Annotated in this window: 9 protein-coding genes, 1 tRNA gene and 1 other RNA gene; 9 read left to right on the forward strand and 2 right to left on the reverse strand. The window is 35.2% G+C overall.

Annotated elements, in window-relative coordinates:
- The first annotated feature begins 58 nt into the window (after positions 1–58).
- On the forward strand, positions 59–1,582 hold the full coding sequence (locus DHMRE_RS03590) for a leucine-rich repeat domain-containing protein (protein ID WP_322632338.1): 1,524 nt from the start codon (positions 59–61) through the stop codon (positions 1,580–1,582).
- Here the strand turns inward: DHMRE_RS03590 and DHMRE_RS03595 are convergent.
- Positions 1,579–2,082 carry a type II toxin-antitoxin system PemK/MazF family toxin gene (locus tag DHMRE_RS03595; RefSeq protein WP_322632339.1) on the reverse strand — a complete coding sequence of 168 codons (504 nt, stop codon included), beginning with the start codon at positions 2,080–2,082 and terminating at the stop codon, positions 1,579–1,581. The two genes, DHMRE_RS03590 and DHMRE_RS03595, sit on opposite strands and share 4 nt — an antisense overlap.
- Positions 2,082–2,378: a hypothetical protein gene (locus DHMRE_RS03600; protein ID WP_322632340.1), complete on the reverse strand. Its 297-nt coding sequence runs from the start codon at positions 2,376–2,378 to the stop codon at positions 2,082–2,084. Before DHMRE_RS03600 ends, DHMRE_RS03595 begins: the two co-directional genes overlap by 1 nt.
- A gap of 141 nt (positions 2,379–2,519) precedes the next feature.
- Here DHMRE_RS03600 and DHMRE_RS03605 point away from each other — a divergent pair, with 141 nt between their 5' ends.
- The 8 genes from DHMRE_RS03605 (at position 2,520) to DHMRE_RS03640 (ending at position 13,181) form a co-directional block, all read left to right on the forward strand.
- Complete coding sequence (locus DHMRE_RS03605; RefSeq protein WP_322632341.1) at positions 2,520–2,777, forward strand: hypothetical protein; 258 nt, start codon at positions 2,520–2,522, stop codon at positions 2,775–2,777.
- Positions 2,777–3,229, forward strand: coding sequence for a type II toxin-antitoxin system PemK/MazF family toxin (locus DHMRE_RS03610; protein ID WP_322632342.1), 453 nt, complete (start codon positions 2,777–2,779; stop codon positions 3,227–3,229). Before DHMRE_RS03605 ends, DHMRE_RS03610 begins: the two co-directional genes overlap by 1 nt.
- 219 nt (positions 3,230–3,448) lie before the next feature.
- Positions 3,449–6,016, forward strand: coding sequence for a hypothetical protein (locus DHMRE_RS03615; protein WP_322632343.1), 2,568 nt, complete (start codon positions 3,449–3,451; stop codon positions 6,014–6,016).
- A 154-nt stretch (positions 6,017–6,170) separates the two neighbouring features.
- The gene (locus tag DHMRE_RS03620; RefSeq protein ID WP_322632344.1) at positions 6,171–6,482 is read left to right on the forward strand and encodes a hypothetical protein; all 312 of its coding nucleotides are present in this window, start codon (positions 6,171–6,173) and stop codon (positions 6,480–6,482) included.
- 131 nt (positions 6,483–6,613) lie between these two features.
- An RNA gene (rnpB, locus tag DHMRE_RS03625) (RNase P RNA component class B) lies at positions 6,614–6,982 on the forward strand.
- A 75-nt stretch (positions 6,983–7,057) separates the two neighbouring features.
- A tRNA-Trp gene (locus DHMRE_RS03630) sits at positions 7,058–7,131 on the forward strand.
- Positions 7,132–7,184: 53 nt separating this feature from the next.
- On the forward strand, positions 7,185–7,388 hold the full coding sequence (locus tag DHMRE_RS03635) for a hypothetical protein (RefSeq protein ID WP_322632345.1): 204 nt from the start codon (positions 7,185–7,187) through the stop codon (positions 7,386–7,388).
- A gap of 204 nt (positions 7,389–7,592) precedes the next feature.
- Complete coding sequence (locus DHMRE_RS03640; protein WP_322632346.1) at positions 7,593–13,181, forward strand: DNA gyrase subunit A; 5,589 nt, start codon at positions 7,593–7,595, stop codon at positions 13,179–13,181.
- Positions 13,182–13,242 lie beyond the last annotated feature (61 nt).

Genomic DNA, 13,242 nt, shown 5'->3' on the forward strand with positions numbered 1-13,242 from the left:
TTAAGCAAAAGCAAACAAATTAGTTTACCTACATACATGAGCATCAAAATAATATATTATGAGTACTTTACAAGAATATTTAAATCAAAAATATCCAACTAAGAAAGACAAAGAGCAAGTAAAAGAAATCATTATTGAGGACAAAAGTTATTATGATACAGATTTAGAGGAAACTATTGACGATAATCCTTGAGAAAAAATTGATGGAGGGGAGTTAGACTTGTCAGACTATTCTAATCTAAAAAAAATAAATATCAATGAAAAATGTTTGAATTCTCCTCTCACTAAACTAGAGTTAGGTGCTAAGCCAAAACTCTCTTCCTTAAGTTTGTCAGTGGAACAATTAACTGACTTAAAGTTTAACAATTGTTCTAACCTAAAAGAATTATATTGTTCTGGAAACAGATTAACTAATCTTGATCTTACTGGCTTAATTAATTTAGAAAAACTTAGTTGTGCCAACAATCAATTAAATAATTTACATTTAAACAATCATCCGCATTTAAAGCATGTAAAGTGTGATAAAAATGAAATAACCAGTTTAATTATTAATGATTGTCCTAACTTGGAAATAATTGAATGTGAACACAATCGAATTCCTGAACTCAATGTGAGCAGTTGTCCTGAACTGAAAGAGCTTTGCTGTGGTAATAATCTTTTGACTGACCTGGAGTTTACTAATAACCTAAAGTTAGAAAAACTAGAAATTAGCAATAATAAGTTTACTGAAAGGGATCTAAATTTTCTAAGTCATTTGGTTAATTTGAAAGAATTATACTTATCAAACAATGGTATTGTTGGTTCCTTAAAATATTTGCAGAATATGGTAGAATTAGGAGTACTTTTCGTTAATGACACCGACATTGATAGCGGCTTGGAGTATCTGCCAGAAAGTGTTTACGAACTTTATTGTGAAGCGACAAATGAAGAAGAAGATGCTAAAATAAAAGTTATTAATCAAGAATTACGTAATTATGGCTGATGAAATTGGGGTAGTCAAGCTCACCTTCTCAAGGGATGAAAAGAAAAGCACCATGAAAAAGTAAATCCTATTAAAGTTATTCAGCAAGCCCAATTAATTGAACGTTTAGAAGCAAAATTAGTTACTGAAAGAGAAAATAACCAATCCAAAGTAGTTGAATTAGAAGAAGAAAAGCACCAGTTTCAAGAGCAACTTCAACAATTGTTTAGTATAGTTTTTCCTATACAGTCTTATAGTTTTCTTGCTCTTCAAGCCGAAATTCAAAGGATAAAAACACAGGATTTAGTTACCCAAATTTCCTTGAAAAAACAAGAGTTAGAAGAATTAACTAATCTTCTAAAAGACAACCTGAGCGTATCTGGCAAGTATCTTCTTGAAAAACTATTAAAAAAGCAAAAGAAAGTTTTGCAGAATAATGACAATGCTTCCGAAAAAATTGAGGAGTTAAAACAAACATTGAGTGCAGAATTAAGTAACGATCAAGAAAGTTTACAAACCCTTTTAAACAAGCAAACTGAGATTCACCAATTAGAAAAACATTTAGTTAGTTTGCAAAATCAACAGCAGACAGCTCAAATTCTCCAATCTACCAACAGTTAACAATTACTCGCTCAACTAACCTCCAACCCTTCCTCACTTCCCGAGTATCAAATTTTGTTTAATATATTTATCATTGGCCCCAATTGTTCTTTAGCAAGGGAGTTAATTAATTCCAAACCATCCAGGATTTTCGTTTCTACTTCTTTCAGAGTTTTAGGGTCTAATTTTCCTAAATGTTTTATTATTCTTTGTTTATCAATATTTTTTACTTGGTAGCACATAATTTTTCCCCTTTGCTTGTTAAAGTTAGAGTAAACTTCCCAACTCTCATAAAAGGGTTTACGGGTGTGAGTTAGCGGAACCACAATAATTCGGCTGCTTTTTTGGATTTGAATGTCATTAGAAATTACCACCGCAGGATGGGGGTCTTTAATTTCGGTATTCTTAACAATTTTTTTTAACTTGCCTTTTTTTAAGGGGTCAAAACGAATTAAATAGACTTCACCGCGTTTAACTTCTATTTTTTTCTCGGAATGAGGTCTGATTTTAATGCCAATCATTAACTATTTGAGTTTTTCTCGTCCTCCTCTTGTATTTGGTCTCATTCGGCAATTTCTTTATTGCGTTGTTCGTCTTTTTCGGCTAATTCTCAATCTTTGGCTAATTTTTGCTTCTTTTTTTCGGTTTGCTGATCGTAATTGACTACTAATTGGCGAAGACTGTTAATTATGAGGAATTTCTTGACTTCTTTAATATCGCTTTTGATTTCTCTTAATTCCTGAATGACTTCTCGGTTTTCGGTTGTTATTGCTGTTCGGTGATTACCCGGCATGGCTTTTAGTTGTTTTTTAGTCATATTAAGTTATTTTTTATTCTTTTTTCGCTTCTTTTGGTAGTGTTCTCGTTGTTTTTTAGTGAGTTTTTTGCCTGCTCTGGTTTGTGTCAACTATGAAAAAACAAAACTACTTAAGTAAGCATCTTGCTAAAATAATATATTATGCGAGGTCACAATGTCAATATTTATTTTTCAGAAAAAACTTACAATAAGATCAAGCCTTTAATTAGCCAGAGGAAAATTAGTGAATTTGTTAATCAGGCAGTAGAAAAAGAGTTATCTCAGAATGAAAAGAAAGAAAAAGAGCAGTTAAGAGAAAAATTAATTGTAGCCCATCAACGAATAGCCAAAAATAAGAAATTAAAAAAGGTGTTGGCGATTTGAGATGAAGCAGTGGACGATTATATCAACAAAAGGTAATGAAAAAAATTAAAAAAGTTCCGCAAAGGGGAGAAATGCAAATTATTGCCGCAACTAAAATTCCCCACCAAGGTGAAATACAAAGTATTAAAAATACGAGTATTCCTCGACAGGGGCAAATCTGATTAGTGAAATTCAAAAAAATTAAAGAAACCCCCAAAACTTTTCGCTCTTGTATGGTAATTAGTGGTGACATTCAGAATGAGTTTAATGATTTAGTAGTTGTAGTTCCGTTAACTACTGACAATGTCGAGAATATTGAGCCTTTTGAAGTTTTTGTCAAAAATACCCCAGCAACCGGATTAAAGGAGCCAAGCAAAATCCAATTTATTTTCCCTATGACTATTGATAAAGAGTTGCGCTTAGTAGAAAAGTTGGGAATGGTTAGCAGAGAAATAATGGAACAGGCTAAAAAGGCTTGGAGGATTGCTTTTGATATTGAAGATTGGTAATGAAAGCAAAAAAAAAATGAAGTTGAGGTTTTGAAATAGTAGAATATGTATAAAATATAAAATATATGATGTAAATGATGAAATAATTATAGATGACCGATAATAAATAATGATGTAGAGCGATTGAGATTTCGTCTCTCTCTCTCTCTCTCTTTATGTTGTTTTACATAATGAGGATAACAGAAAGTTATAAGAACGCTAATATAAAATATAATAACTATGGAACTTAAATGAATTGGTCACGACGACAAAATTACAAAATTAAAGAAAATATTAATATTAAAAAAAAGTGAATTAAATGCTATTTTAACAACAGTTAGTGGAATTGAAACTAAGAAGAAAGAGTTAGAAAAGGATAAATCTGCTGAAATTCGTTTTCGCGAAATCGAAAAAGAATTGGTAGACACTGACGAAAGTATACATAGGGTGACTGTTGAAATGACAGAGTATGCTGATGCTGCTAAGGGCAAGGCTGCATATGCAAATTTCAAAGCCAAAGGTTATGGTGCAGCACTTAACAAATGAATTAAAGATAATGCCGATGAAAAGTATACTAATAGATATGAAGTTACTTTAGAAGATGGAAGTACTATGTATACTACTGAATCGCTTGGTGCTCAAATGATTGGGCAGGAAATTGTTTTTCAGTTAGCGAAAATTGATGATACTGACTTCAATAGTAAAATAGCGGCAACTGGAACTCCTTTTGATACCACCCAGCAAACCAAGTTAACAGGCTTATTAGCAAAAATCAGAACTTATGCTGCTGAACTGGATCATACATGAACGAAGGTTGAAAATGGAAAGGCGGTCGGACCAGAAGGATCGGGGGGAATTGGAAGGAGGTATGAAAAAAATGGAGTAGAAATAATAACCCATGAGTATAATACAAAATTGCCTACTCTTAAATATAAAGATTTGTTCGATTTTGTTCATTTGCTAGCTCCTATTACAGAAATGAATGGAATAGATGCACCTTTTTTTACTAAACTAAGTAACAAGTGAGGGACTAATCAAAAATGATATATTTGAAAAGCCCAAGACCAGCCTTTAACTGAAGAAGAAAGAAAAAAACTAATAAAGGAGGGAAATGCTCCTCAGGAATTTTTGAATTGCAAATTCGCTTATTTTGATGACCATAATAAAGGAAAAGTTATCAATCTAAAAGATGGCTTAGAAGGCTGGATTAAACTTTACTACATGATTTTTCTAAATAAGAGTAATCGGGAGAAAGTTATTCGTTCTGTTAATGGGGATGGTGGCACTCTTGGAACTAGTATTGAAAATATATTAATCACTAATTACCATGATGCTACTTTTCAAACCAATTGCAGTTACGAATCAGAATTAGAAGATGAAGAGGGAAATAAAATAAGAGTTTTTGCTGTTTCTGACCCTAATGAAGTGGCTAGTAGACTTGGATTAAGGAAAAGAGCCCTTGAAACTAAAAAGAAACTTTTAGAGGAAAACGAACTCAAAGACCAGGGTGTAATATACAATGAATGAAAGAAAAAAGTCGATGATGAGAAAAGAAAACTCGAAGAGGAAGAAGGGAAAATTGATGCTTTAATTAAAGACGAAATTGCCGCTAAACAGAAAAAAGTTACCGACATGAATTTAACCGGTTTAAGTGATTCTGATTGAAGTAATGCTAACACTATTTTAAAGGCTACTGCTGCTAAAAGACTATTGTTGGATATAAATTGATTAGAAAATGAAGGAAAAGACGGTAGACCTTTTAAACAATCAACTAATCAGACTATTTTAGATCTTATTGATTCTAAACGAAAAGATGTAGCGGCTTGAAATGCTGTAATTAAACAAAAATTTGAAAGTCTTGGCACAGATTTAGCCTCTAGAATAACTGCTGCCAAAGCCGATACTGAAATTGGACTTGAACTTTTTCGAGATGCTTACGAAGAATTAGGAGACCAAACCGTAGTGGATGCGATTAATGCTGAATTAGCCAAAGATAAACCTCAGCAAAGCGGTATTACCACAGAAAATTTGAAAGCCTTATTCAATTTTGAATTCACTGCAGACGAAGCAAACAGTTGAAAGAAATCAGATGAAAAAACGATAGCAAACGAGAGCGATATCAAAACTATCTTCTTTGACGCTTACTCTCCAACGGCGGCTGACAAGACCAAATATAATGCTCTCCTGAAATATTTAAAAGAGAATGGTGACGATGGGGGAAAAAAAGAATATGATGACAGCGATGATACTAAAAAAGCCGAAAGTTGACAAAAATTTATCAAAAAAGGTGCTAAAACGGTTATCCGAACAATTGTGACTCATGAACATAAGGCTGATTTAGACAAACCTGCTAATAAGGATAATCCACTGGTGAAAAATATGAAAAGTAATGCTACTGCTGATAACAATGGATATAATACTGACCCAACCAAAAATAAGTTTAACAAAGAGCGGTATGGTAATCCAGAGACTGGCGAAGGAATAACAAAAGATAAGATTATTACTTACCTCCACGATAAAAGAGTGAAAGATATTAAGTTACGAAGTGAAGCCTGAAGTAAAACCGAAACTCCTAGTACGCCATCGCCAACTGAGGAAAAAACCGGCTGAAAGGCTTGATTTGTACCTGGCAAAGGCAACATTGTTAAACCTTTGATAACTTATACTGGAATAGTATTAGGATTGGCAGCCATTGGTGTGGCTATCTTCTGAAAACAAGTTAAAGATTGATGAAATGGACCAGCCGAGGAAGAAGGGGCTGGAGTCGAAAAAAAAGAAGATGAGGATGAAATAGAAATTAGAGATTAAATAAGCAATCGTGAATGGTTGTTTTAGTGTCGTAGATTAAATAAAAAAAGGGAGGAAATGAATAGTCTTTGATAATTCTATTATCGGAGGCTAAGTTGTCTCCTCCCTAATTGTATAATAAACTGACTAAGCAAAATTAAATAATAATATACATATGAATAAAAGTGAAGGTCGAAATTTAGAGGAAATAAATAAGAAAAAAATATTAAACTTTGGTGATTTATCTCGACACCAAAAGGATCTCGGTATTAGTGTCGGTTGGGATGAAGTCTGAATCAAATGTGAACGCTGTAATGAACGAACTAAAGTTAAATGAAAGGATGGTGCTTGGAACATGGAACCAAATTGGAGAACTTACATGAAAAAGGCTCAATTGAGGAAGCAGGATTTAGGTTACTATATAACGGCAGGAATAAAATTTTATTGTGCCCAGTGTGATAGTTGACATAATTGACGAGAAAGATAGATAAAAATATTTTGCCTAATAAAGACCAAAGATAGAAGTAATGCTTATACGAAGTATTAGGCGGATAGTGTTTTGAAATAGATAAAGATACAAAAATATCTTATAGAGATAACAAGATGGTAAAAATAAATCATGAAGACTGGTGGCAGTTATTTTATAACTGAGGAAAGTCCGTACTCGCACTTGCTGGAATTGTAAGTAGTTTTAGTGCTAGGTCCAATAAACCTAGGCAGATTTTATTGTTCTTTCTGACGGCTGGCGAACTACCTAAGTGCCTCTCTTTCTCTCTCCTCGGCATACGGTATATTAGCCTATAAAAGTGCCATAGTGACGATTACTCGGGAAACCGAGGAAGTGGAACGTCGTAAACCCCGCTAGCGAGCAATCCAAATTCTTAAATTGGTAGGAGCACCAAAGCAAGAGAAAAATAATCTTAATTGGTAATTCTCAAAAAGAATTAAGACAGATCACCGGTTAAAAACAGAATGCGGCTTATTCTTCATGATATTTTAGTTATTATTTATTTTACATAGTATTTTTACAAGGGCAGAGAGCGACAGATGTCTCTCAAATTAAGAGGTGTAGTTCAATGGTAGAACATCGGCCTCCAGATCCGAGAATGTGGGTTCGAGTCCTGTCGCCTCTGCCATTTTTTACAAAAAGGTTTTTTTAATAAAATTCCTTTCTGTAAGTTATTTAACTATGAATGATTTAATAGTTTATTTAGTGGTAGCCCCAACAGCCTTTGCATTGGGAGTTGTTGTTGGTATTCTTGTTTATCGTTATATGGCAAAAGTTCAAAAAGTACCAGTTGAAGGAACAAAAAAGGAAATCAAAGCCTCTGACGAGAAAAAACAACAAAACAAAAAGAAAAAAGCCAAAAAGATTCTCCAAAGAAAAAAATAGTGATTTGGGGATTAGTCTATTTTGAATTCTTTTAACAGAAATCCCTCTCAAATTTTTTATCATAATTTTAGCGAGAATGTACATACCTAAGTGGCTTAAAACAGTCATCAGAGTTTATTCATTTATTAGACAATACATTCAAAGTCAGGAAAATTATCACGACAGTTATTTTATATAAATTTCCAAGAAAAGAAAATTTAATTTATGCCTGAAAAGAAAAAGAAAAAAGAAGAATACGGAGCCGAGAGCATTCAGGTTCTAGAAAATATTGAAGCGGTCCGCAAAAGACCGGGAATGTATATTGGCTCCACTGACGAACAAGGCTGACACCACTTAGCCTGAGAAGCCATTGATAATCCAGTCGATGAAGCCGTAGCCGGTTATTGTCAAAAAATCTGAATTACCCTTTCGGCCGACCAAACTACTATTACTATCAAGGACGACGGGCGGGGCATCCCTATTGAAACTCATCCCAAAACTAAAATGAGCGTTTTGAGAACCATTTTTGAGGTTCTTCATTCAGGAGGAAAATTTGACAACAAAGCCTACAAAACCTCTGGTGGACTACACGGAGTAGGGGTGACGGTGGTTAATGCTCTCTCTAGATCTTTACGGGTAGAAAGTAGCCGCGAAGGAAAAACCGAAACCATAATTTATGAGCGGGGAAAATTAATCTCTTCGCAAATTACTGACACTCCCGAACGAAATAACGGCCTATTGGTAGAATTTACTCCCGATTCAGAAATTTTCAAGGAATTTACCTATTTCAAAGTAGAAACCATTCAGCGACGTTTAAAAGAAATAGCCTACTTAAATCCTAACCTTACCTTTTATTTTGCTACTTCTCCCATGGCCGAACCAATCGTCTATCATTTTACAGGCGGCCTAAAGAGTTGAATTGAAGAACTCCATGCCAGCAAAACAACTTTAGGAGAAATTTTTCACCAGGTAGTGAGCGAGGAAAAAGCCTCGGAATATTTCCAATTAAGTCTGGCTTTTCAGTATCAGGACAGTTATGACAAAAACAATATTCGTTCTTTTTGTAATAATATTCGCACCGGTGGCGGTGGTTCCCATGTTAGCGGCTTTGAGAGTGGTCTTTTTGAAATTTGCAAAGAATTAGTCATCAAGGATAATCCCAATTTAGAAATTGAGACGAGCGATATTTTGGTAGGTTTAACATCGCTGGTATCGGTCCGCATTAAAAACCCTGAATTTGCCGGACAAACCAAAGACCGATTGGCTAATCGGGAAGTCCGCGAAAAAACCAAAAAATTGACCCAAGAATTAATAAGTGGTTTTTTTCAAGACAATGCTGCCACGGCTAAAATTATTAAAGAGAAGATTATCGATAATGCTAAATTGCGTCTACACTTGAAAGAAGAGCAAGATATTTTTCAAGGCGGAAAAAAAACGCTTGATTTAGTAAAAGTATTATCCGGTTCGGAAGAAAACGAAGAAATATTTTTTGTCGAAGGTAAATCAGCGGGTGGTAGTGCTGAAGAAGGTCGGGACGTTAAAACCCAGACCGTTCTCGCTCTCCAAGGTAAACCACCCAACGCTTTGAAATTAGTGCGACGGGTGCTCCAAAATAAGCAAATCTATAACATTCTGTTAGCCTTGGGATTTGCCGACACCAAGGGACTTTTGAAAAACAATTATGTTCGCTTTCGTCCCTGATTAGAAAAACAAGTACTTGATGAAGAATTAACTTTGCCGGAAGAGTTTGTTTACGAAGAAGAAGGCAAAAAAAAGGCAATTGCGGCCGATACTCCACTTAATTTAGGGCAAGTATCCATTATTGTTCGAGAAACTCTCAAAAGTTTATTAGGCAAGTCCAATTTTAGAAAAATCATTTTGATGGCTGACCCGGACGACGACGGAGCACATATCGTTATCTTATTAGTAACTTTTATTTTCAAACACTTGCCTTATTTAATTGAAGGGGGAAAATTATTTGTAGCAGTACCTCCACTTTATCGAGTCCAAGCCAGAAAACAGATCCACTATTTTTATAGCGACCAAGAATTAGAAACTTATTTGAAAGACCACCCTCGCGAAGAACGAAAAATTGAGCGGATTAAAGGTTTGGGACAGATAGACGCTTCGGAATTATTTGAAAGTACCATGGACCCTGAAAGACGGCGTTTGTATAACGTAAATATTGCTAACTGGACCGAGGACGAGCAAATAATCCGGGGGCTAATGGGAACCAAGAGCGACAAACGTAAAGAATACTTGGAAAAAAGGAGTTATCGAGAAGCCACTTTAACTATCAGTGAAGACCAAAAAATTGATATGGGCCACTTGGCTTTGGTTAATTTTCTCCGTTATGCCTACGCCGTGGTCGAGGACCGGGCCTTGCCAAATGTACACGATGGTTTAAAGCCCGTACAACGTCGAATCCTTTTTGCTCTCTACCAACTAGGAATTACTCCTAACAAAGCCGAAACAACTTCGGCTAATATTGTAGGTAAAACTATGTCCGATTGGCACCCCCATGGTGACCAAGGTATTTACAACGCTATGACGAACATGGTGCGGTCCGACAAACTTCGTTATCCATTAGTTTATGGTCGGGGCAATTTTGGTTACGACAAAAATCCCCCAGCGGCTATGCGTTACACTAAGGTGAAATTAACTCCTTATGCACTTCATTTATTAGAAGATATCGCTTACGGGGCCACGGACTGAAAAAACAATTATGACGATAGCAAGGGCAAAGAAGAACCGGTTATTTTGCCAACTAGCCTGCCCAATTTGTTATTAAACGGATCCAGTGGCATTGCGGTGGGAATGACTGCTAATCTTCCTCCTCATAATTTAGGAGAAACTTTGACAGCCACTATCAACTTAATTCGTAATCCGGATTTAATTTCTATTCAGAAATTACAGACAGACTTACAGAGTAAGAATCAACAAATCATCGCTACTGATTTTAAAAGGGAGGAGACGCAAAATGCTGCGGCTAAACAATCAATTGAGGAACATTATAACAGTCTAATTACCGAAAGAAAAAAAATCGAAGAAGACCTCCTTCAGTTAAAAAAGAAAATTAATCAAGAATTAGTTCACGATTTAAAAGGACCTGACTTCCCTGGTGGTGGCTATGTTTTAGAGAAAGAAAAATTACCTAGCATTTACGAAAAAGGCGAAGGCACTATCCATTTACGAGCCAAGGCTCAAATTTTCTCGCCTCAAGAGGTGAAAATTGGTCGGGAAATAGCCGGAACAACAAAAACGGCTCGCAATATCATTTGGGTTACGCAATTGCCTTACAAAGTCAGCAAATCGGCTCTCGTAGCCCGCATTGCCGACCTAATTAAAATTAAGGATGAAGACAAAAAAATTGCTGGATTAAAGAAAATTGTTGACTATTCTAATCGGGGAATTACTGACATTCGCCTAGAATTCGATGCCCAACAACACGACGGACAAATAATTCTTAATAAATTATACAAAAATACTCAATTACAAATTAGTTTTTCCGTTAAAATGCGGGCTTTGGTAGGCGAAAATCCTAAGATTTTTTCTTTGACGGAAATTTTACAAGCGTTTATCAGTAATCGCCTAGAAAATATTCGCCGTAAATCCCAATTTCTCTGAAAAGAAAATGAAAAAGAGTTGGTTAATTTAAATACACGGCTCTTTATTATCAATAATTACCAAGAAATTGCGGAAATAATTAAAGGTTACCCGACCGAAGAAGAACGTAACGAACAATTAAAACAAAAGTTCACTGAAATTAAACAAGGAAAAATTAAAATTGAGAACATTTTAAGCATGTCGATTAGTTTTCGTCAATTTACGCCGGAAAAACAAGCCGACTTGACCCAGGGAATAGCCGACCTAAAAATCGAGAATGAAAAATTGGCTCAATTAGTTGCTAGTGAGGAAAAGCGCAAAGAAAAATTAATTGCAGACTTAGAACAATTGAAGAAGGATTACGAGAAAGACCATCGCCGTACTCAAATCATTTCCGATTCTCACCTAATCGACGAAAGAAAGGCCATTGCTCCCGAAGAAATTATTATTATTCTCAGCCGTGGTGAAAAGAAAAAAGCCAAGTCGGAAACGGGGGAAAAAGAAAAATTGCCTAGTTATTTAAATATTTACAAAATTAATTCTTTGGAGGCTACTAATATTCCGAGTGTAGGTAAGGAATTAAAAACTCGTGGGGAAAATTTAGCCATTATTAAATCCAACCGTCGTGATGATTTATGGTGTTTTTCTAACCTTGGAAAAATCTACATTCTCCCAGTTTACAAATTGGCTGATAAAAGTATTAATTTACGAGAGAGCAGAATGTTGAAATTAGCCGAGGGGGAAACTATCGAACAAGTTATTTCGGTTCGCGAAGACTTTCTAACTACAACCGAAAAAAAAGAAAAATGATTAGTAATTAGTACAAAGAAGGGAAAAATTAAGCGTTTATCCCTAGAAAAAATTGGTAGAGTAATGAAAGGGGGGAAAAAAATAATTAATATAGCCAAGCACCGCGACGAAATTAGTCAAGTCGCCTTTACTTCGGGAAATGATGATATAATGGTATTTACCAAGCAGGGAAAGAGCAAAAGTTTTGCTGAGAAAATGGCTGGGGACTTCGGCCGGGCTGCTTATGGAGTTACTGCTATTAAGTTAGAAGATGGCAGTCAAAAAACTCGTTGTCCTAAACACAAATCTTTGCTCGAGCAGCACAAAGCCGCTTCTTGTTGTGATAAGAGTCAACTAGGTGCCTCGCTTCGTTGCCCGCGGGGAAAAGAGATAAATAAAGAAATTAGAAATTGTCCGGACTGTAATAAGGTAACGCCTGTTGCACCAGGCCAAGCAAAAGATGAAATGATTAACTTTTTAGTAGTAGAAAAAGAATTACCGAAAAATGAGTTCAATTTGTTAGCGGTTCGCGAAGATAAAAGTGGAGTAAAAAAATCCCTCTCGGCGGTTTTCCAATTAGCCAAAAAGCGGGGCGGAAAAGGCAAGAAAAAATTCCGAGTAGAGGAGAAGTTGACTTCAAAGTATTGTGATAAGCACGAGAATTCTATTAGCAAGTTAAGAGAAAATTGAGAAAAATTGGAGGAAAAATTAAAAATTGTCAAGAAAAAAGAGGAGGAATTGAAAGAGGTGCTGGGGCAGGCACAAAAAGAACAAGTTAATCCAGAGGTGATTGAAAAATACAAAAAAGAATTGGATCAAATCAAACAAGAGCAACAAGGTTGAAAGGATAAAGCCGACAAAAAGAAAAAAGAGTTGAAAAATGCCGAAGAAAAAACCAAAAGATGTGCGGATTGTCGGAAAAATTGTCTTCAACACGAAGAGGCAAAAATTCAGCACGAGAATGATAAATGTTGTGATAAGAAAAAAAGAGAAAAAGAAGAATTGAAAGGAAAAATCGAACAATTGCAGAAGACTGCTAAGCCTAGCGCTAAAAAGTTGGAAAAATTACGAGCAGAATCGAAAGAATTAAATAAACAGTCCAGTAAAAATCGTCTGGAATGTCCTAAATTCCAAGCCCTAAATAAAGAAATTAGAAATTGTTCGGAATGTATCGGCAAAAAAGCCAAAAAAGCGGTCAAGATTATTCCATCCCATTTACAAAAAGTATTTTTGATTGACAAGCGAGCCAAGTCCGAGATTTATCTATTAGCCGAAGAAGTGGTATGCTGATACAATAAAAAAGATTTAGTCGATTTTCTTCAAGACGAAAAAAAGAAAAGAATTCAACTTTACAAAGGGCAAAAATTAATTACTAGTCTGAATGCCTATCCAGTAGATAGTTCCGTTACTCAAAAGTAAATCTAATAATAAATAAAATATTTTCTAAAAATTAAAAAAAAGGACAATATTGTCAAAGCGT

This window comes from endosymbiont DhMRE of Dentiscutata heterogama, from assembly GCF_002888635.2.
Classification (GTDB): domain Bacteria; phylum Bacillota_I; class Bacilli_A; order Mycoplasmatales; family CGIF01; genus CGIF01.